The sequence below is a fragment of the Pseudomonas sp. BYT-1 genome (assembly GCF_023611805.1).
Lineage (GTDB): Bacteria > Pseudomonadota > Gammaproteobacteria > Pseudomonadales > Pseudomonadaceae > Aquipseudomonas > Aquipseudomonas guariconensis.
Window position 1 is genome coordinate 4,105,095 of record NZ_CP072559.1, and the last position, 24,883, is coordinate 4,129,977.

The window sequence follows — 24,883 nt, forward strand, 5'->3', positions numbered from 1 at the left end:
CTGACACCAACACCAAGCCCTGAAGACGGCTAAAAATATCAATTTTTCCTCTCTAGGTACTGACTCCGGACGAGTGAGCTATCATAAATCGCTCGTTCAACTATCGGTAACGATACGACTCGGAACATCACCCGATAGACAGACGGGAGCGCCAAACAACCGACAGACATTTGTTCGCACGGAACGATACATCCGCACTGACCTCAATTTTTTGGCATTTGATAGCAAGCAGAAGCGAGCCACGGGGAAATTCGGATCCCTGACGATAGCCGAGAAAAGCCTCGGAGGGAGATGAAAAACCCATGTTGTTACCTAGGCGACGGGCATACATTGTTACACCTAACGTAGCTGACAACAACGCCCAGCCATACCCGCCCATCAGCCAGGGTGCCAGGCGGACCTGGCAACCTCGACTAATGCGCTCACGGCGCGCACCGATTACCCCGCAACCTCCACCTCAGCATCATAATCAGCTTGCTTGAAAAGACTGGCCAAGACTTGAGCCAACAGCTGCTTCGAGCGCCTCTCCCCATGCACCAACACTACCCTCCGCGCCTTGCACCCCAACGCAAACCTGATCAACCCCACCTGATCCGCATGAGCCGAATAACCCTCCAAACTCATCACTTTCGCCCGCACTTCATACATTCTGCCGTCTAGGTCAATTTGCACAAAACCTTCCGCCCCCTGACTCGCTTGGATGACGGCACCGGGTGTACCTTTTGCCTGATAACCGACAAACATCACTTCATGTCTGGGATCGCCCACCATAGCCTTGAGGTAATTGACGATGCGCCCGGCGGAGCACATGCCATTACCGGCGATCACAATAGCGGGACGTCCCGTACTTTTAAGGTAATTGACCACTTGCTGATGTTTAGCGTGTGTATCCACGCATATCAGTTGTTCAAAGCTCAAGGGGTTGCGGCCTTCATATAAACGTTGCCGGGCTTCGGCGTTCCAGAACTGATGCAGGTCTTGGTACGCGCGGGTAATGCGCTGGGCCAGGGGCGAATCGAGGATGATGGGGAGTTGCGACCAATCAAGGGGATCACTCCCGGTATTCTCGCTGCGGGGCGCGAGCAGGGCTTTGCGGTGCAGGATGTCTTCGAGCTCGTAGAGCAACTCTTGGGTACGCCCGAGGCTGAAGGCGGGGATCATGAGGGTGCCGTGATCGGACAACGCGCGATCGATGGCCGCTTCCAGTCGTTGCTGGCGTTCGCTGCGGTCCGCGTGCAGGCGATCGCCGTAGGTGCTTGCGAGCACCAACACGTCCGCTCGCTCTGGTGGCTGTACGGGCTTGAGCAATGGATTATGCGCAGCACCCAGGTCTCCGGAAAATACGACACGCGTGCTGCTGGGCGAATCCGCTTTACATACATCGCACTCGACATAGGCAGAACCGAGCAGATGCCCGGCGCGCTGCAGCCGGATGCGGCATACGAGTCCTTCTCGATCTACGATGGTGTGCCATTGTTCGAAGGGTACGGGGGTTATCAATTTCTCGAGGAATTCCAGGTATCGCTCGACCTGGGTAGGCTCGGCAGTGACGCTGAGCTTATAGGCATCTTCCAGCACCAAAGGTAACAAGCGCGCAGAGGGCTCGCTGCAAATGATCGGGCCGCGGTAGCCGGCGGCGAGCAAGGCGGGAATACGCCCGACGTGGTCCAGGTGCACATGGGTAACGATCAGCGCCTGGATTCCATCGATGGCGAAACCGAGCGAAGCGCTCTCACCTTTCAGAGCGGCATCACCGCCCTGCTCGAGGCCGCAGTCGATCAACAGGCTGGTCGCGCTGTCGAGGTGAAGTTGATGGCATGAGCCGGTCACACCACGGATAGCACCGTGGTGTGAAAGCGTAGGGAATTGCATGCTGCTGAACCTCCAAAGTCTGAATTGAAGCGCGCTATTACTTCATTCATTCAGCTGGAGGATACAGGGCAGGATTCGCCGCCCCTGGAAGGAAAAATCCTCAGTTGCCAGAGAGGGCCGCCTGGCGGGCAGAAGCACGGATCTTGCGCTTGCTGCGCAGCACGCCGTAAGCGCCGAGCAGCGGACCGACAGCCAGGCCAACGACCAATGCGGCGATCACCAGTATCGCTACAGGGACCGCCGGTGCAGTCCAACCGAACAAGACCAAGGAGACGGCTTGCTGATTCTCCAGAACGAAGAACAGGACCACCGCCGCCAGCAGCAGCACGAAGAGTGCCGCCAAGGCACGCTTGAGGTTACGCATCAGGCTGTTCCTTTATCAGTGCGGGACCTGGTCTTCTTCGTTGACGCGATCGCGCAGTTCCTTGCCGGGCTTGAAGTGCGGTACGTACTTGCCTTCAAGATTCACCGACTGGCCGGTCTTGGGGTTACGCCCTACCCGTGGTGAGCGGTAGTGCAAGGAAAAGCTGCCAAAACCACGGATTTCGATGCGATCACCGGTGGCTAGGCATTGTGACATCTGTTCAAGCATGGTCTTGATGGCCAACTCCACGTCCTTGGACGAGAGCAGCCCTTGATGGGTGACAATACGTTCGATCAGCTCCGACTTCGTCATATTTTTCCCTTCGTTATCAAGCAGCTAGATCATTGCTTAACCAGTTTGTAGCACGCCCCGACGGATTTGAACAGGGTGGATCTTGACTTAATAAAAAAATTCAAGATTGCAGGAGACTGGGAAGCGAGATGAGCAGTAGGGAATGGCCGAATAACCAGGCGAGACGCAGTGAATTGATTCAGGGGGAGCTAGCGCCGCTTTGCAGGCTTCGTCAGCGCCTACAGAAGCGGCACGCGACGCGAGGGCGGTATCTGCTTGTTTTCAAACAGGCACAAAAAAGGGCGACCGAAGTCGCCCTTTTTTACCGATCAAACAGAACTTAGTTCTGCTTGGCCATCGCTTCGCGCAGCAGCGCAGCCATGGTGGTGTCGGCAGCAGCTTCCGGAGCGGCGTTTTTCAGGCTCTGGATAGCTTCGCGCTCTTCAGCGTCGTCCTTCGACTTGATGGACAGGCTGATAACGCGGGACTTGCGATCGACGCTGATGATCTTGGCTTCGATCTCTTCGCCTTCCTTCAGGACGTTACGCGCGTCTTCAACGCGGTCACGGCTGATTTCGGAAGCTTTCAGAGTAGCTTCGATGTCGTCGGCCAAGGTAACGATGGCGCCTTTGGCGTCAACTTCCTTGACGATACCCTTGACGATTGCACCCTTGTCGTTCAGAGCAACGAAGTTGGAGAACGGATCGTCTTCCAGTTGCTTGATACCCAGGGAGATGCGCTCGCGCTCTGGGTCAACCGACAGGATGACGGTTTCCAGCTCGTCGCCCTTCTTGAAGCGACGTACGGCTTCTTCGCCGGACTCGTTCCAGGAGATGTCGGACAGGTGAACCAGACCGTCGATGCCGCCGTCCAGGCCAATGAAGATACCGAAGTCGGTGATCGACTTGATGGTACCGGTGATCTTGTCACCTTTGTTGAACTGGCTGGAGAAGTCTTCCCATGGGTTGGACTTGCACTGCTTGATGCCCAGGGAGATACGACGACGCTCTTCGTCGATGTCCAGAACCATGACTTCCACTTCGTCGCCAACCTGAACGACTTTCGACGGGTGGATGTTCTTGTTGGTCCAGTCCATTTCGGAAACGTGTACCAGACCTTCAACGCCTTCTTCCAGCTCAGCGAAGCAGCCGTAGTCGGTCAGGTTGGTAACGCGAGCCTGTACGCGAGTACCTTCTGGGTAGCGCGAGGTGATGGCAACCCACGGATCTTCGCCCATTTGCTTCAGACCCAGGGAAACGCGGTTGCGCTCACGGTCGAACTTCAGGACGCGAACGTCGACTTCGTCACCAACGTTGACGATTTCCGACGGGTGCTTGATGCGCTTCCAAGCCATGTCGGTGATGTGCAGCAGGCCGTCGATACCGCCCAGGTCCACGAAGGCGCCGTAGTCGGTGAGGTTCTTGACGATACCCTTGACCTGTTGGCCTTCCTGCAGGGTTTCCAACAGGGCTTCGCGCTCGGCGCTGTTCTCGGCTTCCAGCACGCTGCGACGGGAAACAACAACGTTGTTGCGCTTCTGGTCCAGCTTGATGACCTTGAATTCCAGCTCTTTGCCTTCCAGGTGGGTGGTGTCGCGCACTGGGCGGACATCAACCAGGGAGCCCGGCAGGAACGCACGGATGCCGTTAACGTCGACAGTGAAGCCGCCCTTAACCTTACCGTTGATAACGCCCTTGACCACTTCTTCGGCGGCGAAAGCTGCTTCCAGAACAATCCAGCACTCGGCGCGCTTGGCTTTTTCACGGGACAGCTTGGTTTCGCCAAAGCCGTCTTCGACCGCGTCCAGCGCAACGTGAACTTCGTCACCGACCTTGATGGTCAGCTCGCCAGCTTCGTTGATGAACTGCTCGAGCGGGATGACGCCCTCGGACTTCAGACCAGCGTGAACGGTAACCCAGTCGCCGTCGATGTCGACAACGATACCGGTGATGATCGCGCCCGGCTGCAGATTGAGGGTTTTCAGGCTTTCTTCAAAGAGTTCTGCAAAGCTTTCGCTCATTTTAATTCCTGTAGATTCGGGCGAAACAGACGCCCATAGCCACATTCCAGACAATGTGGGTTTCGTTCATATAAAGGAAAACCGGCAGGACGTTGACTGGTGCCCCTGCCTGTTCTCCTGGCTATCAGAGCAGATCGCGCTGGGCGAGCTCGCTCCTGATACGTTGCAACACCTGCTCGATGGACAACTCGGTGGAGTCCAGTTGGATGGCATCGGCCGCTGGTTTCAGCGGGGCCACCGCGCGCTGGGTGTCGCGCTCATCGCGCGCACGAATCTCATCTAGCAGACTCGCCAGACTAACATCATCGCCCTTGCCCTTCAACTGCAAATAGCGACGCCGTGCCCGCTCCTCCGCGCTGGCGGTGAGGAACACTTTCAAGGGCGCGTCCGGGAAGACCACGGTGCCCATGTCGCGACCGTCAGCGATCAGGCCAGGCGCTTCGCGGAAGGCGCGCTGACGCTGCAGCAACGCTTCGCGCACTGCGGGCAGCGAAGCGACCATGGAGGCGCCGGCGCCGACGGTTTCGGTGCGGATCACGTTGCTGACATCCTCACCCTCGAGGATGATCTGTTGCAGCTTACCCGGTTCCGCGGCGACGAATTGCACATCCAGATGGGCGGCCAAGGCCTTGAGCAACTCTTCGTTGGTCAGGTCGACGCCGTGGTTGACGGCATTGAACGCCAGCAGGCGGTACAGGGCGCCGGAATCAAGCAGCTTCCAGCCCAACTCGCGGGCCAGAATGCCCGCGACCGTACCCTTGCCCGAACCGCTTGGCCCATCGATGGTGATGACTGGCGCTTGCGAACTCACGATTTGCCCTCTTCTGCGACCCGAATGCCAACCTCGGCGCACAGCGCCAGGAAGTTCGGGAAGGACGTGGCGACGTTGGCGCAGTCATGGATGCGAATCGGCGCGCTAGCACGCAGCGAGGCAACGCTGAAGGCCATGGCGATCCGGTGGTCACCGTGACCGTGCACTTCGCCGCCGCCGATCTGGCCGCCATCGATGATGATGCCATCGGGGGTCGGCTCGCACTTCACGCCCAGGGTCAGCAGGCCGTCAGCCATGACCTGGATGCGATCGGATTCTTTGACGCGCAGTTCCTCGGCGCCGCGCAGCACGGTACGCCCTTCGGCGCAGGCGGCAGCCACGAACAGCACCGGGAATTCATCGATAGCCAGCGGCACGAGGTGCTCGGGGATCTCGATCCCCTTGAGCTTGGCACCGCGCACGCGCAGGTCCGCGACCGGCTCACCGCCAACTTCACGCTGGTTTTCCAGGGTAATGTCGCCGCCCATCAGGCGCAGGATATCAATGACGCCGGTACGGGTCGGGTTGATGCCGACATGCTCGAGCACCAGCTCCGAACCCTCGGCGATCGAAGCCGCGACCAAGAAGAACGCCGCCGAGGAGATATCCGCCGGCACCTCGATGCGGGTTGCACTGAGCTTGCCACCCGACTTGAGCGAAGCGACCGGGCCGTTGGTCTCGACCGCATAACCAAAGCCGCGCAGCATGCGCTCGGTATGGTCGCGGGTCGGCGCAGGCTCGGTGACGGTAGTGGTGCCTTCAGCATACAGGCCAGCCAGCAGCAGGCAGGATTTGACCTGGGCACTGGCCATCGGCAGCGTGTAGTTGAGCGCCTTGAGCTTGTGGCCGCCACGGATGGTCAGCGGCGGACGGCCTTCAGGACCGGTCTCGACCACTGCACCCATCTCGCGCAGCGGGTTGGCCACACGGTTCATTGGGCGCTTGGACAGCGAGGCATCGCCGGTCATGGTGACATCGAACGGCTGGCCGGCCAGCAGGCCCGACAGCAGGCGCATCGAGGTACCGGAGTTACCCAGGTAGATCGGGCCAGGTGGCGGTTTGAGGCCGTGCAAGCCGACGCCATGGATGGTCACACGACCATGGTGCGGGCCTTCGATGACCACACCCATGTCCCGGAAGGCCTGCAAGGTCGCCAAGGCGTCCTCGCCTTCGAGGAAACCTTCGACCTCGGTGGTACCTTCGGCCAGCGAGCCAAGCATGATCGAGCGATGGGAAATCGATTTGTCGCCCGGAACGCGGATCCGTCCGGACAGGCGGCCACCAGGTTGGGCCAGGAAAATCAGATCGTTGGCGTTCATAGCGTCCACATAGGCCCGGCGGGCCAGGATTTTACTGAAATGCTCGCGGGCAGCCCGGGCGCGGGTGAATACACCCAGCAGCTGGTGCCCGTCCCCTGCATCGACCGCGTCGCGCAAGGCGTCGAGATCGCTGCGAAATGTATCCAGGGTGCGCAGGACAGCCTCGCGGTTGGCGAGGAAGATGTCGTGCCACATGATCGGGTCGCTGCCGGCGATTCTCGTGAAATCGCGGAAGCCTCCCGCAGCGTACCGGAAGATCTCCAGGTTTTCATTGCGCTTGGCCAGGGAATCGACCAGACCGAACGCCAGCAGGTGCGGCAGGTGGCTGGTGGCGGCCAGGACTTCGTCATGGCGCTCCACCGGCATGTGCTCCACATCGGCACCCAGCGCGCGCCACAGGCGGTCGACCACGGCCGCGGCGGCCGGATCGGTTTCCGGCAGTGGCGTGAGGATGACCTTGTGGCGGCGGAACAGTGCGGCGTTGGAGGCCTCCACGCCGCTCTGCTCGGAGCCTGCGATCGGGTGGCCCGGGACGAAACGCGACAGACGTCCGGCAAAGGCCTCACGTGCGGCACGCACCACATTGCCCTTGGCGCTGCCCACATCGGTGATCACTGCATCGCCCAGGTCCAGGCGCGCGAGATGGGCCAGGACCTTTTCCATCGCCAGGATGGGCACGGCCAACTGGATCACGTCGGCGCCGACGCAGGCCACGTCGAGGTCTTGCTCGCAGCGATCGACCACGCCGAGCGAAACGGCCAGCTTGCGCGACTGGGCATCCAGATCGACGCCGACCACTTCCCGGCACAGGCCGCTTTCGCGCAGGCCCTTGGCGAATGACCCGCCGATCAGGCCTAGGCCTACGACGACCAGGCGGCCGATGATCGGCGCGGGTTTGGTTGTAACTGCATCTAGCACGAGTGCGAACCCTGTTTAGAAACTATGCCAGTCAGTGAGACCGCAGGGGGCTGCCGGGCAGCCCATCGCGACACGAGGCCGCTCCCACAGGTACCGCGCGAAAACCAAAGGTTTTCGATCAAAGGACCGCCTTCGGATAGGACCCCAGCACCTTGAGCGCCACAGCCTCCTGGCTGATCTTCTCCAGCACCGCCTTAATCAGCGGGTCGCGGTGATGGCCGACGAAATCGATGAAGAACACGTAGGTCCATTTGCCGCTGCGCGACGGGCGGGTCTCGATACGGGTCAGGTCGATGCCGTTTTCATGGAAAGGCACCAGCAGCTCGTGCAGGGCACCTGGCTTGTTGCTCATCGAGACGATGATCGAGGTCTTGTCATCGCCGGTCGGCGGCACTTCCTGGTTGCCGATCATGAGGAAGCGCGTGGAGTTATCCGGGCGGTCCTCGATCTTCTCGGCCAGGCGGGTCAGGCCGTACAGATTGGCCGCCATATCGCCGGCGATGGCCGCCGAATTCCACTCGCCCTTGACCCGTTTGGCGGCCTCGGCGTTGCTGGACACCGCCACGCGCTCGACATTCGGGTAGTGCGCGTCCAGCCACTTGCGGCATTGGGCCAGGGACTGAGCGTGGGAATAGATGCGCGTGATGCTGTCGGTCTTGGTGTTCTCGCCCACCAGCAGATGATGGTGGATGCGCAGCTCGACTTCGCCGCAAATCACCATGTCATGCTCGAGGAAGCTGTCCAGAGTGTGGCTCACCGCGCCTTCGGTGGAGTTTTCCACCGGCACCACACCGAAGTTGACGGCACCTGCCGCCACTTCACGGAACACTTCATCGATGGCAGCCATCGGACGGCTGACCACGGCATGACCGAAGTGCTTCATGGCCGCGGCCTGGGTGAAGGTGCCTTCAGGGCCGAGGTAGGCAACCTTGAGCGGCTCTTCCAGGGCCAGGCAGGAGGACATGATTTCGCGGAACAACCGCGCCATCTCTTCGTTGTCCAGCGGGCCCTTGTTGCGCTCCATGACGCGCTTGAGCACAGCAGCCTCACGCTCGGGCCGGTAGAATACCGGCTTCTCGCCTTCGGCCAGGGAGGCGGTCTTGACCTTCGCCACCTCCTGGGCGCAACGGGCGCGCTCGCTTATCAGCTCGAGGATCTTCTCGTCGAGACTGTCGATGCGTACGCGCAGCGCCTTGAGTTCCTGATCGGACATCAAGCGTGCTCCTTCTCGAACTCGGCCATGTAGGCCACCAAGGCATCGACCGCTTCCAGGCCCAGGGCGTTGTAGATCGAGGCGCGCATGCCGCCGACCGAACGATGGCCCTTGAGGTTGAGCAGACCACGGGCATCGGCGCCGGCCAGGAAGGCCTTGTCCAGGCGCTCGTCGGCCAGGCGGAACGGCACGTTCATCCACGAGCGGGCATTGTGACTGATCGGGTTGGTGTAGAACTCGCTACCATCGATGAAACCGTACAGGCGGTCCTTCTTGACGCGGTTGCGCTGCTCCATGGCCTCGACGCCGCCCTGCTCCTTGAGCCATTCGAACACCAGGCCCGAGAGGTACCAGGAATAGGTGGCAGGAGTGTTGTACATCGAGCCGTTGTCGGCCGCGACCTTGTAGTCGAGCATGGTTGGGCAATGGCTACGGGCGCGACCGAGCAGGTCTTCGCGCACGATCACCACCACCAGGCCGCTCGGACCGATGTTCTTCTGCGCACCGGCATAGATCAGGCCGTACTGGGAGACGTCGATCGGGCGCGACAGGATGTCGGACGACATGTCGACCACCAGAGGAACGTCACCGGTCTGCGGAACCCAGTCGAACTGCAGGCCACCAATGGTCTCGTTGGAGGCATAATGGACATAGGCAGCGTTCTTGGTCAGGTTCCACTCGTTCTGTCCCGGAATAGCCAAATAATCGTAGGGCTTGGCACTAGCGGCGACGTTGACATGACCGAAGCGGCGCGCCTCTTCGATGGCCTTCTTCGACCAGATGCCAGTCTCGATGTAGTCGGCCGTAGCGTTTTCCGGCAGCAGGTTCAGCGGGATCTCAGCAAACTGCTGGCTGGCACCACCCTGCAGGAACAGGACTTTGTAGTTGGAGGGGACGGACAGCAGGTCGCGCAGGTCCTGCTCGGCCTTTTCGGCGATGGCCACGTAGTCATCGCTGCGATGGCTCATCTCCATCACGGACAAGCCCTTGCCACGCCAATCCAGCATTTCGGCCTGGGCACGCTGCAGGACAGCGTCAGGAAGCGCGGCAGGGCCTGCGCAGAAGTTAAAGGCTCGTTTGCTCACATCCACTCTCGCTCTGCCAAATAGTACAAATCTACAATCTTCGATACTGCCGAGCACCCTGGGAAGCGGGTTTACCCGCTTCCACAGGTAGTGCACCGTCCTTGAGGACGCTGCCTGCCGTAATCAGTCAAACGGGGCGACCATGGTCGCCCCGTTCGGGGGTGTTGCGCTGAGTTACTCCTGTGGCGCCTCTTCGGCGACACCACCGTCGTCGTCGACTGCGTCCAGCGCATCGACCTCGACGCCCTCCTCGTCCCCGTCGATCAGTTCGTCGGGATCTTCGGACGGCTCCTGAATCCGCTCCAGCCCCACCAGCGTCTCGTCGGTCGCCAGCTTGATGAGGGTCACACCCTGGGTGTTACGGCCCAGGCTGGAGACCTCACCCACACGGGTACGCACCAAGGTGCCCTGGTCAGAGATCAACATGATCTCTTCGCCTTCCTGCACCTGGATCGCACCGATCAACAGACCGTTACGCCCCTTGGTACCCATGGCGATGACGCCCTGGCCGCCACGGCCGCGACGAGGGAACTTGGACAGCGGGGTACGCTTGCCGAAGCCACGCTCGGAAGCCGTGAGGATCTGCGCGCCGGACTCAGGAATCAGCATGGAGATCACCTGCTGCCCTTTGCCCAGTTTCATGCCGCGAACACCACGGGCGGTACGGCCCATTTCGCGCACCACGCTCTCGGCGAAGCGGATCACCTTGCCGGCGTCGGAGAACATCATGACTTCCTTGGCGCCGTCGGTGATGGCCGCGGCAATCAGGGTGTCACCTTCCTTGAGCTTCAGGGCGATCAGACCGCTGGAACGCGGACGGGCGAACTGGGCCAGCGGGGTCTTCTTAACGGTACCGGAGGCGGTCGCCATGAAGATGTACGCGCCGGTCGGCTCTGCCACCCATTCCGGGGTGTCGCCGTCTTCTTCGTCGACTTCCTCGGCCTCGATCACTTCCCCTTCGAGCACGGTGTCGTCGGCATCCTCCAGTTCTTCGTCGCCATCGGCGTTCTGCTGAAGGGCTTCGAGGTCAATCTGCAGCATGGCGGTGATGCGCTCACCTTCTTCCAATGGCAGCAGGTTGACCAGCGGACGGCCACGGGCGGCGCGGGACGCTTCGGGAATCTCGTAGGTCTTGAGCCAGTAAACCTTGCCCTTGCTGGAGAACAGCAGCAGCGTGGCGTGGCTGTTGGCGACCAGCAGGTGTTCGATGTAGTCCTCGTCCTTCACGCCAGTGGCCGACTTGCCTTTGCCGCCACGGCGCTGTGCCTGATAGGCGGACAGCGGCTGGGTCTTGGCATAGCCACCGTGGGAAATGGTCACCACGCGCTCTTCTTCCGGGATCATGTCGCCGTAGCTGAGGTCGTGGGTGGCGTTGAGGATTTCGGTGCGACGGGCATCGCCGTACTCGGCGCGGATCGCTTCGAGTTCTTCGCGGATCACTTCCATCAGGCGCTCAGCGCTGCTCAGGATGCGGATCAGCTCACCGATCTGCTCGAGGATCTCCTGGTACTCGGCCAGCAGCTTCTCGTGCTCAAGGCCGGTCAGGCGGTGCAGGCGCAGGTCGAGGATGGCCTGGGCCTGTTCCGGCGAGAGGTAGTACTTACCATCACGCAGGCCGTACTGCTCCGGCAGGTCTTCCGGACGGCAGGAGTCGGCACCGGCACGCTCGACCATGACCTGTACGGCGCTGGACTCCCAGGCCGTGCTGATCAGGGCTTCCTTCGCCTCGGAAGGGGTCGGCGAGGCCTTGATCAGGGCGATCACCGGGTCGATGTTGGACAGCGCAACGGCCTGGCCTTCAAGAATGTGACCACGCTCGCGCGCCTTGCGCAGCTCGAACACGGTACGGCGGGTCACCACTTCACGACGGTGACGGACGAACGCCTCGAGCAGGTCCTTGAGGTTGAGCAGACGCGGACGGCCGTCGATCAGCGCGACCATGTTGATGCCGAACACGCTCTGCAGCTGGGTCTGCGAATAGAGGTTGTTGAGCACCACTTCCGGCACCTCGCCGCGACGCAGCTCGATGACGATGCGCATGCCGTCCTTGTCGGACTCATCACGCAGCTCGGTGATGCCTTCGATCTTCTTCTCTTTGACCAGCTCGGCGATTTTTTCGATCAACCGCGCCTTGTTCAGCTGGTACGGCAGCTCGGTGACGACGATCTGCTGGCGACCGCCGGTCTTGTCCTTGTCGATGTCCTCGATCTCGGAGCGGGCGCGCATGTAGATGCGGCCACGGCCGGTGCGGTAGGCCTCGATGATGCCCTGGCGGCCGTTGATAAGGCCGGCAGTGGGGAAGTCGGGACCGGGGATGAACTGCATCAGTTCATCGATCGACACCTCGGGATTGTCGATCAGCGCCAGGCAGCCGTCGATGACCTCGCCCAGGTTGTGCGGCGGGATGTTGGTTGCCATGCCCACGGCGATACCGCTGGAACCATTGACCAGCAGGTTGGGGATCTTGGTCGGCATGACCGCCGGGATTTGCTCGGTGCCGTCATAGTTGGGCACCCAGTCGACGGTTTCCTTGTGCAGGTCGGCCAGCAGCTCGTGGGCCAGCTTGGCCATGCGCACTTCAGTGTATCGCATGGCTGCGGCGTTGTCGCCGTCGACCGAACCGAAGTTGCCCTGGCCATCGACCAGCAGATAACGCAGCGAGAAGGGCTGGGCCATACGCACGATGGTGTCGTAGACCGCAGTGTCGCCGTGGGGGTGGTACTTACCGATGACGTCACCGACCACACGCGCGGACTTCTTGTACGGCTTGTTCCAGTCGTTGCCCAGTTCGCTCATCGCGTAGAGAACGCGGCGATGCACGGGCTTCAAGCCGTCACGCGCATCGGGCAGCGCACGCCCGACAATCACGCTCATCGCGTAGTCGAGGTAAGACTGTCTCAGTTCGTCTTCGATATTGACCGGGAGGATTTCTTTGGCCAGTTCGCCCATGAGAAGCCTGATTCCTTTTTCTGGTGAAACTTCGTCGTTTCCCTCGTAGGACGAACGAAGCTCGCCGCCGCACGCAAAGGGGTGCGACGACTTACGACAAATCAATGAGTTGAGCCATGGATCTGCGCAATGAAGGCCGCTTCAACGAGCGGCCCTGGAAACTGCCGGATGGTATCACAAAGGCGTGGGGCGTGGGAGATATGGCAGGTTGCCGCTGCGCCTGTAAAAACGCCGTTTTTCCTGCCCCACGATGAGGCCATCGTAAAATCCTGAACGATCAGTGCAAACGCTTGCGACAAATCAACTGGGCAATCTTGGCGGTATCAGGCCGTTCTACCACGCCTCGCTCGGTCACGATCACATCGACCAGGTCCGCTGGCGTCACATCGAATACCGGATTGAACACCTCCACCTCGGCTGCCACACGGTTACCCGCCACATCCAGCAGCTCGTCGGCCTCGCGCTCCTCGAGGGGAATGTCCTCGCCGGTAGCCAGGTTCAGGTCGATGGTGGTGCTCGGCGCCACCACCATGAAGCGCACGCCATGGTGCATGGCCGCGACCGCCAGTTGGTAAGTCCCGATCTTGCCAGCCACATCGCCATTGGCGGCGATGCAGTCAGCGCCCACCACCACCCAGGTGATGCCCTTGGTCTTCATCAGGTGGGCCATCGCCGAATCCGCGCACAGGGTCGCCGGGATGCCTTCGTGGGCCAGCTCCCAGGCGGTGATGCGCGAGCCGTGCAGCCAGGGCCGGGTTTCGCCGGCGTAGACCCGCTCCACCATGCCTTCGAGGTAGGCCGCGCGGATCACCCCCAGCGCAGTGCCGAAGCCGCCACTGGCCAAGGCACCAGCGTTGCCGTAGGTGAGGATGGTCTGCGCGTTGCCCTGCTGGCGGCGAATCAGCTCCAGGCCGTGCTGGGCCATGGTCAGGTTGGCTTCGCGGTCGCTTTCATGGATTGCCACCGCTTCGGCCTCCATGACCGCCAGCACGTCTTCATCCGCACGCAGACGCTGCAGACGCTCGCGCATGCGGTTGAGCGACCAGAACAGGTTGGCCGCCGTAGGCCGGGCTTCGGCAAGGGCAAGGAAATCTTCCTCCAGCGCGTGCTCCCAGTCCTCTCCCTCGGCCAGGCGCTGGCGCAGGGCAAGCACCAGGCCATAGGCGGCGCTGATACCGATGGCCGGCGCACCGCGCACCGCCATCTGGCGGATCGCGTCGACCACCGCCGTCACGTCGGTGCAGGCCAACCAATGCTCACGAACAGGCAGCAGGCGCTGGTCGAGCAGATGCAAGGTGCCATTACGCCACTGGATGCCGGTCACCTTCTCCGCCGCCAAAAGTCGCTCGCGCATCGCCTCTCCCCGTCGTTCGCTGATCAAAAGCGGCCGATTATAGCGAGCCTCAGCCCTGGACGCTCGGGTATACTGCGCGCTTGACTCAACCGAACCAGGTGCCCTTCGCATGCCCACAGCCCCCTCCCCCCTCGACCTGCTGCTCGTACCGGGCTGGCTGGTCCCCGTGGAGCCGGCCGGCGTGGTACTCAAGGAGCACGCCCTGGGCATCCGTGACGGGCTGATCGCCTGGCTCGGCCCGCGTGAACGGGCACCGGCTGCACGGGAAATACGCGAGCTGCCCGACTGTCTGCTGTGCCCCGGCCTGATCAACGCCCATGGCCACGCCGCCATGACCCTGCTGCGCGGGCTGGCCGACGACCTGCCGTTGATGACCTGGCTCAAAGAGCACATCTGGCCGGCCGAAGGCCGCCGGGTGGATGAAGCCTTCGTGCGCGATGGCACGGACCTGGCCATCGCCGAGCAGCTCAAGGGCGGCATCACCTGCTTTGCCGATATGTATTTCTTCCCGCGGGAGGCCTGCGACCGAGTGCACCGCAGCGGTATTCGCGCCCAGATCGCCGTGCCTTTGCTGGATTTCCCCGTCCCTGGCGCCCGCACGCCCGACGAAGGCCTGCACCTGGCCATCGAGCTGTTCGATGACCTGCGCCACCACCCACGCATCAGTGTCGCCCTGGGGCCTCACGCGCCCTATACGGTCAGCGATCAGAGCCTTGAGAAGATCCGCGTCATCGCCGACCAGCTCGACGCCCCGCTGCACATGCATATCCACGAGACCGCCGGCGAAGTCGAACAAGCCCTGGCCGAGAACGGCGAGCGCCCGCTGGCGCGCCTGGCCCGTATCGGCCTGCTGGGCCCAAGGCTGCAGGCGGTGCACATGACCCAGATCAGCGACGATGACCTCACTCTGTTGGTAGAAAGCGACACCAGCGTTGTCCATTGCCCCGAATCCAACCTCAAGCTGGCCAGTGGCTTCTGCCCGGTGGAACGGCTATGGCAGGCCGGGGTCAACGTGGCGGTGGGCACCGACGGGGCGGCCAGCAACAACGACCTGGATCTGCTCGGCGAAACCCGCACCGCGGCCCTGCTGGCCAAGGCGGTCGCCGGCTCCGCCACAGCCCTGGATGCCCACCGAGCCCTGCGCATGGCCACCTTGAATGGTGCCCGCGCCCTGGGTCTTGAGGCGGTCACCGGCTCGCTGGAGCTGGGCAAGGCCGCTGACCTGGTGGCTTTCGACCTCTCGGGGCTGGCCCAGCAGCCCGTGCACGACCCGGTTTCGCAACTGATTTACGCCACAGGCCGCGACTGCGCACGGCATGTCTGGGTCGCCGGCCACCAACTGCTCGACGACCGACGCCTGACGCAGATGGACGAACAAGCTTTGACGACCACGGCCCGCGCCTGGGGCGCGCGCATCGCAGGCCACGAATGACGGCCGCAAGCCTTGGGTTTGCGCCTGTAACACTTTTATCGAAGATTCAGAGGATTGTTCCATGAGCAACGTCGACCACGCCGAAATCGCCAAGTTCGAAGCCCTGGCTCACCGCTGGTGGGACCGCGAGAGCGAGTTCAAGCCGCTGCACGACATCAACCCGCTGCGGGTCAACTGGATCGACGAGCGCGTGGGCCTGGCCGGCAAGAAGGTGCTGGACGTCGGCTGCGGCGGCGGCATCCTCAGCGAAGCCATGGCCCTGCGTGGCGCCAGCGTCACCGGCATCGACATGGGCGAGGCACCATTGGCCGTGGCCCAACTGCACCAGCTGGAGTCCGGCGTCGAGGTCGAATACCGCCGCATCACCGCCGAAGAGATGGCCGAGGAAATGGCCGGGCAGTTCGACGTGGTCACCTGCCTTGAAATGCTCGAACACGTGCCTGACCCCTCCTCGGTGATTCGCGCCTGCCATCGCCTGGTCAAGCCGGGCGGCCAGGTCTTCTTCTCGACCATCAACCGCAACCCCAAGGCCTACCTGCTGGCGATCATCGGTGCCGAGTACGTGCTCAAGATGCTGCCGCGCGGCACCCACGACTTCAAGAAGTTCATCCGCCCGTCGGAGCTGGGCGCCTGGAGCCGCGTCGCGGGCCTCGAGGTGAAAGACATCATCGGCCTGACCTACAACCCGCTGACCAAGCACTACAAGCTCAGCAGCGACGTCGACGTCAACTACATGATCCAGACCCTGCGCGAGGAATGAGCATGCGTTTGCGAGCAGTACTCTTCGACATGGACGGCACCCTGCTGGACACGGCGCCGGATTTCATTGCCATCTGCCAGGCCATGCTGGCCGACCGTGGCCTGCCGGCCATCGATGACCAGCGCATTCGCGACGTGATTTCCGGCGGCGCCCGGGCCATGGTCGCGGCCACCTTCGCCATGGACCCGGACGCAGAAGGCTTCGAAGCCCTGCGCCTGGAATTCCTCGAGCGCTACCAGCGCGACTGCGCGGTGCACAGCAAGCTGTTCGACGGCATGGCCGAGCTGCTCGAGGACATCGAGAAAGGCAACCTGCTGTGGGGCGTGGTCACCAACAAGCCCGTGCGCTTCGCCGAGCCGATCATGCAGCGCCTGGGCCTGGCCGAGCGCTCGGCCTTGCTCATCTGCCCGGACCACGTGAAAAACAGCAAGCCCGACCCCGAGCCGCTGATTCTCGCCTGCAAGACCCTGAACCTGGACCCGGCCAGTGTCCTGTTCGTCGGCGATGACCTGCGCGACATCGAGTCCGGCCGTGATGCCGGTACCCGCACGGCGGCGGTGCGCTATGGCTATATTCATCCTCAGGACAATCCCAACAACTGGGGAGCAGACGTGGTGGTGGACCACCCCCTGGAACTGCGCAAGGTGATCGACAGCGCGCTGTGCGGCTGCTGACCTGATACAACCGGGTTTGGGGAGGGCATAGCGCTCCCCGTTGATCGCAACTGACTTCAAAGGACCGACCGATGTACGACTACACCGCCCGCCCCGACCTGCTCAAAGGCCGGATCATTCTGGTCACAGGCGCTGGCCGTGGTATCGGTGCTGCCGCCGCCAAGGCCTATGCCGCCCTGGGGGCGACCGTGCTGTTGCTGGGCAAGACCGAGGCCAACCTCAACGAGGTCTACGACCAGATCGAGGCGGCCGGCCATCCGCAACCGGTAGTGATCCCGTTCAACCTCGAGACCGCCCTGCCCCACCAGTACAACGAACTGGCCGTGATGATCGAAGAGCAGTTCGGCCGCCTCGACGGCCTGCTCAACAATGCCTCGATCATTGGCCCGCGCACGCCGCTGGAGCAGCTTTCGGGCGAAAACTTCATGCGCGTGATGCACATAAACGTCAATGCCACCTTCATGCTGACCAGCACGCTGTTGCCGCTGCTCAAACTGTCGGAGGACGCGTCGGTGGTGTTCACCTCCAGCAGCGTCGGGCGCAAGGGCCGCGCATACTGGGGCGCCTATGGTGTCTCGAAGTTTGCCACCGAAGGGCTGATGCAGACCCTGGCCGACGAACTGGACGGCGTAGCGCCGGTGCGCGCCAACAGCATCAACCCTGGCGCCACCCGCACCGCGATGCGTGCCCAGGCCTACCCGAGCGAGAACCCGCAGAACAATCCGCTGCCCGAAGAGATCATGCCGCTGTACTTGTATCTGATGGGTCCGGACAGTGCCGGGGTGAACGGGCAGGCGTTCGACGCCCAGTAACAGGGCCGTCCAGCCTGACACGATCAGAGGCCAGGCCAGCTCCTACAGGTAACGTGTTGCCCCTGTAAGAGCTGGCGCAGCCTGCGATGGGGCGCAAGGCCCCAGACCTTACCCTATCGCCAGCGCCGGCCGCAGACGCCCTGGCTGACGATGCTCCAGCTGCATGCATCGCTCCAGGAACAGGAACATGCAGTCATAGCTTTTGCAGATCGTCCTGCGCAGCTCGGCCCGCAAGCCCGGAGTCGGGTGCTCGCCAGCCAGCGTACAGATGATCTCCAGCGCCTCCCACGGATGCGCATCATCGTATTGAGCATGCATCTTCAGCCATTTCATCGCGCGCTTGCGGATGTCCTCGGGGAAGCTCAAGGCATAGGTGTCGGTGGAACACACCAGCGCCGCCCACTCACCTGTCGCGCCTTCGATCGCATAGTTGGTCGCGGCCATCGACAGCGCCAGCGACTCGGTGGCACAAACCCGCCAGCACCAGTCATTGAGGCCATTGAGCTCCGGCGGGACCTCCTGGGCCTGCAGGTCAGCCAAGGTGATCCCGTGGGCCTGGCACCAGTGCAGCCAGTAGTCGGCGTGGTTGAGCTCGACGCGGATGTTGCGCATCAGCCAGCGCCTCGCCATGTCTTCGCCTGGGTGCCGGGCAAAGCGGGTCTTGGTCAGGTTGTGGGCCATATAGAGGGAGAACTGCTCGACCACCGGCCAGCCACCGATCAGGTACTGGCGGATAGTGGCCTGCTTGAGCTGGCCGTCTCGCAAGCGCTGGTAGAACTCATGCTCCACCACCCGCCGCTTGCTTTCGCGGCACTCTTCGATCAATTGCTGAGCCCAATCGGGGTAACTGGCGGCATCCATCAATGGGCCGATTCGTACGAAGGTATCAATCACTTTCTGCTCCTTGAATCCATGTGATTTCCGGACGACACCTTCTTCAACGAAAGGTCCCAGGCGCCCGGTGCAACAGGGGCCTTGCGGCTATTCGTTGGCGTTGCAGGCTGTCGCAGGTGAACACCTGCGGCCGCTCGATGAGGTAACCCTGGGCATAATCCACGCCGATCTCCTGCAACGCCTGTTCAATCAACGGCGTTTCGACGAATTCGGCAATGGTCCGTTTGCCCATCACATGCCCGATATGATTGATCACCTCGACCATGGCGCGGTTGATCGGATCGTCGAGCATGTCTTTTACGAAACTTCCGTCGATCTTCAGGAAGTCTACAGGCAAATGTTTTAAATACGCGAATGACGACATACCCGCGCAGAAGTCATCCAACGAGAACTTGCAGCCCAGCCCCTTCAACTCGTTGATAAAACGAATCGCACTGCCCAGGTTGGCGATGGCGCTGGTTTCGGTGATCTCGAAACAGACCAGCCGCGGTGGAATCGAATACTCGCCAAACAATGAGCGCAGGTACTCCAGGAACTTGTCGTCGCCAATGCTCGATCCGGATAAGTTGATCGCGCACATGGCCAGCGGCCCTTCCCTGCCTTCGTCCAGGCATTGGCGAATGACCTGGAACACGTTGCGCACCACCCAGCGATCCAGGGCAGTCATCAAGCCGTAGCGTTCGGCGGCCGGAATAAAGGTGCTGGGCAGGATGGTGCGGCCGCTTTCATCGTGCAGGCGCAGCAGGATCTCCAGATGGCCAGGCCCTTCCATAGACGAAAGCGGCGCGATTTCCTGGGCATAGAGGCAGAAGCGATTCTCCTCCAAGGCTACGTGCAGACGCTGGATCCACGCCATTTCGCCAAAGCGCAGGGACAGTTCAGTGTCGTCGGCGTGGTACACCTGGACCCGGTTGCGGCCTTTCTCCTTGGCCATGTAGCAGGCCATGTCGGCCGCACGCAGCGAGGCTTCCAGGGTGCCGGCCGGTTGGGCGATATGCACAAGGCCCACACTCACGGTGGTGACGAACGGCCGGCCTTTCCACACAAAATGTAGGCTCTGCACGGTCTGGCGCAGTTGCTCGGCAATACGCTCGGCCTGTTCGGGCGGGCAGTTCTCCAGCAGCACGCCGAACTCGTCGCCCCCCAGCCGCGCCAAGGTGTCCCCCTCACGCAGGCCAGCCTGCAATACCGCGCAAATGTGGCGCAACAACTCATCGCCAGCGGCATGGCCGCTGGTGTCGTTGACCAGCTTGAACTGGTCCAGGTCCAGGAACATCAGCGAATGCCGCCCGGGCTGGCGTGCCAGGCTGTTGAGGGCCTGCTCGAGGCGATACTCGAACTCGCGGCGGTTGGCCAGGCCCGTCAAAGCGTCGTGAGTCGCCTGCCAGGAAAGGCTGGCGATGTACTGGCGCTCCTGGGTCATGTCATGCAACGCCAGCACCAGGCCACTGACCTGGCCATCGCTGACGATCGGCGAGCCGACTAGGTTGATCGACACCGTGCTGCCATCAAGCCGCTGTATCAGCCGGGCATGCTCGGAGCCACCCTTGAGACTGCCGCTGAGCACCTGCTCGACCAGGGTGCGGTTGTCGTGCTCGGCATGCTCGTCCACCAGGCTGAACAACGCCGCCAGCGGCATGCCCTGGGCCTGGCTGGCCTGCCAGTGGGTGAGCAGCTCGGCGGCCGGGTTCATGTAGACGATGCAGCCTTCGACGTCAGTGGTAATCACCGCATCGCCAATGGACTGCAAGGTGATCTGCGCCCGCTCCCGTTCGGCCTGCAGGGCCTGGGCAAACGCTTGGCGCTGGGCCAGCAGCTTGCTCGAACGACGCCAGGCGATACTGATGAGAAACAGCGCCGTCGCCAGGTTGGTGATCATCAGCATCCTGAGCAACATCCGCGACCCTTCGCCCAGTGCATCGCTGAAGGCCTTGGCCGCCGGGGTCACACCCTCGTTGATGGAGACGATGCGCGCACGCCAGCGGTCCACGTCGCCGGCAGTGACCTCTCCAGTGACAAACCCCTCGCGCATCTCCCGAGCCACGTCATCGAGCAAGCGCAGATAGTTATCGCCGATGTCCCAATAGGCGATGGCGGTTTCCATATAGCTGACGTGGCGAAAATTGCGGTAGAACCAGATGATCCGGGAGGCATCGTCCGGGTGGTTGCCGCCTTGCAGGACACCTTTGCGCGCCGCCTCAATGTCAGGATCGGGTCGGTCCAGCGCCAGACGCAGCTGGTAGTCACCTTTGGGCACGTCGATTGCCTGCAGGTAACGCTGGTAAGAACGTTCGTCACGGGTATCGGCGTACAGGCTCAGGTAGTAGATGGCGTCCTTCTGGGCCTTGGACCACAGGCTTTCGCCTGCCACATAGGCGCGTACGGCAGACAATGCGTAGAGACTCATGCTGCCCAACAGCATCTGGAAAATCACAACGGCGATGAAGGGCCAGATGATGCCCAGCAGCCTTGGCGCTTCGAGAGTCCGATTTCCCTTCATGTAATCCCTGTCACTGAGCAGAAAGGCGCATGTCGACCCAGACAAGCACAGCGTAGGTCATTTGCCAGCGGGACGACGGGGTTTTTGATGGGAATTGAAGTGGATTACCGCGTTACCGGTACTGGCCTGGATCAAGCGTTGCTGGGCAATGGCACCGGCCGTGGCAGTGCTCGCGACGAGGCGCGCTTTCCCGCAGCGCCCCCAGGCACGTTCAGCTCTGCTGCAAATGCCCATACAGCTTGGCGTACAACCCGCCCTCGGCAATCAACTGCTGGTGACCGCCATCCTCGGCCACATGCCCGCCATCGAACACCAGCACCCGGTCTGCCTGTTTCACCGCCGACAGCCGGTGGGCGATGATCAATGTGGTACGGCCATTGAGAAACCGCGCCATGGCCTGATGCAGGTTGTATTCGGTGGCAGCGTCCAGGGCCGAGGTGGCCTCGTCGAGAATCACCACCTTGGGCTCGGCGAGGATCATTCGGGCAATGGCCAGGCGCTGGCGCTGGCCACCGGACAGACGGACGCCGGAGCGCCCCACCACGCTGTCCAGGCCCTGGGGCAGCGCGGCGATGGTGGCATCGAGCTGGGCGATGCGCAGAGCCTGCCAGCAGGCCTCGTCGGTGCAGTCACGGCCCAGCGTCAGGTTGGCGCGCACGCTATCGTTGAACAGCGATGGGTGCTGTAGCACCACCGCGACATTCTCGCGCAGCGCCTCAAGGCCGATCTCCTGAAGGCTCGCCCCACCGAAGCGGATGGTCCCGGCCTGGGCGCTGTACAGGCCCAGCAGCAGCTGTACCAAGGTGCTCTTGCCGCCACCGCTGGCCCCGACGATAGCCACTTTCTCGCCCGGGGCGATGGAAAGATCCAGATGCTCGAGCACAGGCTCGTCGGCATAGGCAAAGCGCAGGTCGCGCACTTCGATGCCGACCGTGTCGCGCCCGGCGAAGGGGTCGACCGCCGCCGGATACTGCGGCTCGTCGGCCCGCGCCAGCAGCTCATTGAGCCGGCTCAGGGCGCCGCCGGCGGCATAGTAGGCGTATTGCAGATTGAGCAGTTGCTCCACCGGCCCGATCATGAACCACAAGTAGCTGAATACAGCCAGCATCTGGCCAATGGACAGGTCGGAGAACAGCACCGTGAGCATGGCCGCGGCGCGGAAGATATCGATACCGAACTGGAACAACAGCCCGCTGGCACGACCGCTGGCGTCGCTCTTCCACTGCGAGGCCACGGCATAGTCGCGCACTTCCCGGGCACGCAGCCCGAGGCGACCGAGAAAATAACCCTGACGGTTGCCGGCGCGGATCTCCTGAATGGCGTCCAGGGTCTCGGCCAAAGCCTGGGTAAAGCGTGCGGTGCTGTCGTTTTCGAGCTTCTTCAGGTGCTTGACCCGCTTGCCCAGTTGCACGGTGAAGTAGATCACCAGTGGGTTGAACAGCAGGATCAACAGTGCCAGCTGCCAGTGCATCCAGATCAGGATGGCGGCCGTACCGGTCAAGGTCAGGACGGCCACCAGGAAGCGGCTCAAGGTCTCGCCGACGAACTTGTCCAGGGTGTCCAGGTCAGTCACCAGATGCGTGGTCACGGTGCCGCTGCCCAGGCTTTCGTATTCCTTGAGGGAGATCCGCTTGAGCCGTTCGATCAGGCGAATGCGCAGGCGGTAGACGATGTCCTTGGCAAGGCCCGCGAACAACTTGGCCTGCAACACGTTGAAGGCCAGTGCAGCCAGGCGCAGGCCAAGGGTCGCGATCAGCATCAGGCCGATGTAGCCGGCCGCCACCTGCCAGTTGTCCGGCAGGAAGCGGTTCATCCACTTGAGCGCCGCATCGCCATGGCCGAGCAACACTTCGTCCACCAGCAATGGCAGCAGCAAAGGGATCGGCACGCTGCACAAAGCCGCGAGCACGGCCACAAGGTTGGCGGACCACAGGGCCTTCTTGTGATGCAACGCCAGGCGGCGGATCTCCGCCCAGCTCAGACGATCGGCCACGGCGGGGGCCTTCCCCGGCACAGGGTCGGATGACCCTGGCAGGTCAAGCACAGGCGGCCTGCTGCAGCCAGCGGCCGAGCAAGGGTTGCAGCCGGTCCAGCGGCTGGTAGCCGTTGGTCAGCAAGGCCAGCTGGCCGTTGCGCTCGGCCAGCAGCGTCGGAAAGCCGGCAATGCCCAGGTCCTGCACCCAACTGAAATCGGCCGCGGTGGCGGCACGGGTATCGGCCCGGGAAAACGCCTCGGCGAAATGACCTCGGTCAAAACCTGCCTGCTCGGCAAGCTCCACCAGTTGCGGAGCGCGGGTAACGTCCACCCCCTGCTCGTAGAACGCCCGCTGAATCAATCCCAGCAGAGGCCAGACCCGCTCGGCGTCCAGCTCGCGCGCTGCCACCAGGGCGCGGCAAGCGGGCTCGGTGTCGTAGACGAAGCCGTCCGGCATGGCACCTTCGAAGCGAAACGCCTGGCCGGTGGCTTCGGCCACCGCCTGCCAATGTTCGAGGATGTAGCGACGGGTCGAGGCATCCAGGGCGCTGCTGCCCGAGCGCAGGCCACCCAGCACTAGGCGCGTCGGCACGCCAGCCTCACGCGCCTGGGCGATCAACGCCTCGGCCACCGGGGCGAAGCCCCAGCACCAGGAACACATCGGGTCCATCACATACAGCAGGCGTGCGGACATGCATCAAGCCTCGGCTTTGTAGTTGTAACCGATCGGGTGGGGCTGGTTGCGCGCCTTGGCCAGTTCGATCTGCTTCTGCCGGTCGATGGCGCTGCGCCGGGTCTTCTCGCTCAGGCTGTCCCAGCAATGCGGGCAGCTCACGCCTGGCGAATAGTGCTCGGACGCACGGTCCTCCACGCTGATCGGGTGGCGGCAGGCATGGCACTGGTCGTATTCGCCCTCGGTCAGGTCATGACGCACCGTGACGCGATTGTCGAAGACGAAGCAGTCGCCATCCCACAGGCTCTGCTCCTGAGGCACTTCCTCGAAGTACTTCAGGATCCCACCCTTAAGATGATAGACCTCCTCGAAGCCTTCACCGAGCATGTAGCTGGAGGCTTTTTCGCAACGGATGCCGCCGGTGCAGAACATCGCAACCTTTTTGTGCTTGCTCGGATCGAAGTTGGCCTTGATGTAGTCGGGAAACTGGCGGAAGGTCTCGGTCTTCGGGTCGATGGCGCCCTTGAACGTGCCGATGGCCACTTCATAGTCGTTGCGGGTGTCGATCAGCAGCACTTCCGGGTCGCTGATCAGGGCGTTCCAGTCCTTGGGCTCGACGTAGGTACCGACCTTGTGGTTCGGGTCCACGCCCGGCACGCCCAGGGTGACGATCTCTTTCTTGAGCTTGACCTTGGTGCGGTAGAACGGCTGCTCGTCGCAGTAGGATTCCTTGTGGTCGATATCGACCAGGCGCGGGTCGTTGCGCAGCCAGGTGAGCAGCCCGTCGATACCTTCACGGGTGCCCGAGACAGTACCGTTGATGCCTTCCAGGGCCAACAGCAAGGTGCCTTTGACGCCGTTGTCGACCATGGTCTGGAGCAGCGGCTCGCGCAGCTCGACGTAGTCTTCCAGAGTGACGAACTTGTACAAGGCCGCCACGACGATAGCTTGGGACATGAAACAACTC

General features: G+C 62.3%; 19 protein-coding genes. 4 read left to right on the forward strand and 15 right to left on the reverse strand.

From position 1 onward, the window contains the following. Positions 1 to 438: 438 nt before the first annotated feature. The 10 genes from J5X93_RS19140 to mtnA all read right to left on the reverse strand — a co-directional run bounded on the left by J5X93_RS19140 (position 439) and on the right by mtnA (position 14,196). Positions 439 to 1,872: an MBL fold metallo-hydrolase RNA specificity domain-containing protein gene (locus tag J5X93_RS19140; RefSeq protein ID WP_102082357.1), complete on the reverse strand. Its 1,434-nt coding sequence runs from the start codon at positions 1,870 to 1,872 to the stop codon at positions 439 to 441. Positions 1,873 to 1,972: 100 nt separating this feature from the next. Further along, complete coding sequence (locus J5X93_RS19145) at positions 1,973 to 2,236, reverse strand: LapA family protein (protein ID WP_043206587.1); 264 nt, start codon at positions 2,234 to 2,236, stop codon at positions 1,973 to 1,975. Positions 2,237 to 2,251: 15 nt separating this feature from the next. Beyond that, positions 2,252 to 2,548, reverse strand: a complete 297-nt coding sequence (ihfB, locus tag J5X93_RS19150; protein ID WP_043206588.1) for an integration host factor subunit beta — start codon at positions 2,546 to 2,548, stop codon at positions 2,252 to 2,254. A gap of 319 nt (positions 2,549 to 2,867) precedes the next feature. Further along, positions 2,868 to 4,547 carry a 30S ribosomal protein S1 gene (gene rpsA / locus J5X93_RS19155; RefSeq protein WP_043206589.1) on the reverse strand — a complete coding sequence of 560 codons (1,680 nt, stop codon included), beginning with the start codon at positions 4,545 to 4,547 and terminating at the stop codon, positions 2,868 to 2,870. A 124-nt stretch (positions 4,548 to 4,671) separates the two neighbouring features. After that, complete coding sequence (gene cmk / locus J5X93_RS19160; RefSeq protein WP_043206590.1) at positions 4,672 to 5,358, reverse strand: (d)CMP kinase; 687 nt, start codon at positions 5,356 to 5,358, stop codon at positions 4,672 to 4,674. Then, on the reverse strand, positions 5,355 to 7,562 hold the full coding sequence (locus J5X93_RS19165) for a bifunctional prephenate dehydrogenase/3-phosphoshikimate 1-carboxyvinyltransferase (protein WP_241502469.1): 2,208 nt from the start codon (positions 7,560 to 7,562) through the stop codon (positions 5,355 to 5,357). The genes cmk and J5X93_RS19165 overlap by 4 nt, the downstream gene beginning before the upstream one ends. Before the next feature lie 151 nt (positions 7,563 to 7,713). Beyond that, entirely contained in the window at positions 7,714 to 8,808 is a 1,095-nt protein-coding gene (gene pheA / locus J5X93_RS19170) for a prephenate dehydratase (protein ID WP_023379266.1), read from the reverse strand. Then, positions 8,808 to 9,893, reverse strand: coding sequence for a 3-phosphoserine/phosphohydroxythreonine transaminase (gene serC, locus J5X93_RS19175; RefSeq protein ID WP_180962739.1), 1,086 nt, complete (start codon positions 9,891 to 9,893; stop codon positions 8,808 to 8,810). The genes pheA and serC overlap by 1 nt, the downstream gene beginning before the upstream one ends. Before the next feature lie 174 nt (positions 9,894 to 10,067). Further along, on the reverse strand, positions 10,068 to 12,842 hold the full coding sequence (gene gyrA, locus J5X93_RS19180; protein ID WP_043206592.1) for a DNA gyrase subunit A: 2,775 nt from the start codon (positions 12,840 to 12,842) through the stop codon (positions 10,068 to 10,070). Positions 12,843 to 13,119: 277 nt separating this feature from the next. Further along, entirely contained in the window at positions 13,120 to 14,196 is a 1,077-nt protein-coding gene (gene mtnA, locus J5X93_RS19185; RefSeq protein WP_043206593.1) for an S-methyl-5-thioribose-1-phosphate isomerase, read from the reverse strand. 109 nt (positions 14,197 to 14,305) lie between these two features. Here mtnA and J5X93_RS19190 point away from each other — a divergent pair, with 109 nt between their 5' ends. The 4 genes from J5X93_RS19190 to J5X93_RS19205 all read left to right on the forward strand — a co-directional run bounded on the left by J5X93_RS19190 (position 14,306) and on the right by J5X93_RS19205 (position 17,874). Next, the gene (locus tag J5X93_RS19190; protein ID WP_102082354.1) at positions 14,306 to 15,628 is read left to right on the forward strand and encodes a TRZ/ATZ family hydrolase; all 1,323 of its coding nucleotides are present in this window, start codon (positions 14,306 to 14,308) and stop codon (positions 15,626 to 15,628) included. Positions 15,629 to 15,689: 61 nt separating this feature from the next. Then, complete coding sequence (gene ubiG / locus J5X93_RS19195) at positions 15,690 to 16,388, forward strand: bifunctional 2-polyprenyl-6-hydroxyphenol methylase/3-demethylubiquinol 3-O-methyltransferase UbiG (protein ID WP_043206595.1); 699 nt, start codon at positions 15,690 to 15,692, stop codon at positions 16,386 to 16,388. A 2-nt stretch (positions 16,389 to 16,390) separates the two neighbouring features. Next, positions 16,391 to 17,062 carry an N-acetylmuramic acid 6-phosphate phosphatase MupP gene (gene mupP, locus J5X93_RS19200; RefSeq protein ID WP_043206596.1) on the forward strand — a complete coding sequence of 224 codons (672 nt, stop codon included), beginning with the start codon at positions 16,391 to 16,393 and terminating at the stop codon, positions 17,060 to 17,062. Between the two features lie 71 nt (positions 17,063 to 17,133). Beyond that, positions 17,134 to 17,874, forward strand: a complete 741-nt coding sequence (locus J5X93_RS19205) for a YciK family oxidoreductase (protein ID WP_043206597.1) — start codon at positions 17,134 to 17,136, stop codon at positions 17,872 to 17,874. A gap of 108 nt (positions 17,875 to 17,982) precedes the next feature. Here J5X93_RS19205 and J5X93_RS19210 read toward each other — a convergent pair whose 3' ends face one another. The 5 genes from J5X93_RS19210 to trhO all read right to left on the reverse strand — a co-directional run bounded on the left by J5X93_RS19210 (position 17,983) and on the right by trhO (position 24,873). After that, positions 17,983 to 18,768, reverse strand: a complete 786-nt coding sequence (locus J5X93_RS19210; RefSeq protein WP_043206598.1) for an iron-containing redox enzyme family protein — start codon at positions 18,766 to 18,768, stop codon at positions 17,983 to 17,985. Positions 18,769 to 18,811: 43 nt separating this feature from the next. Continuing rightward, the gene (locus tag J5X93_RS19215; protein WP_043206599.1) at positions 18,812 to 21,268 is read right to left on the reverse strand and encodes an EAL domain-containing protein; all 2,457 of its coding nucleotides are present in this window, start codon (positions 21,266 to 21,268) and stop codon (positions 18,812 to 18,814) included. A 211-nt stretch (positions 21,269 to 21,479) separates the two neighbouring features. Then, positions 21,480 to 23,312, reverse strand: coding sequence for an ABC transporter ATP-binding protein (locus J5X93_RS19220; protein WP_043206600.1), 1,833 nt, complete (start codon positions 23,310 to 23,312; stop codon positions 21,480 to 21,482). Beyond that, positions 23,305 to 23,937 (reverse strand): DsbA family protein, encoded by a 633-nt coding sequence (locus J5X93_RS19225; RefSeq protein WP_102082352.1) that lies wholly within the window; start codon positions 23,935 to 23,937, stop codon positions 23,305 to 23,307. Before J5X93_RS19225 ends, J5X93_RS19220 begins: the two co-directional genes overlap by 8 nt. 3 nt (positions 23,938 to 23,940) lie before the next feature. Then, positions 23,941 to 24,873: an oxygen-dependent tRNA uridine(34) hydroxylase TrhO gene (gene trhO, locus J5X93_RS19230; protein WP_043206602.1), complete on the reverse strand. Its 933-nt coding sequence runs from the start codon at positions 24,871 to 24,873 to the stop codon at positions 23,941 to 23,943. Between the last annotated feature and the right edge of the window lie 10 nt (positions 24,874 to 24,883).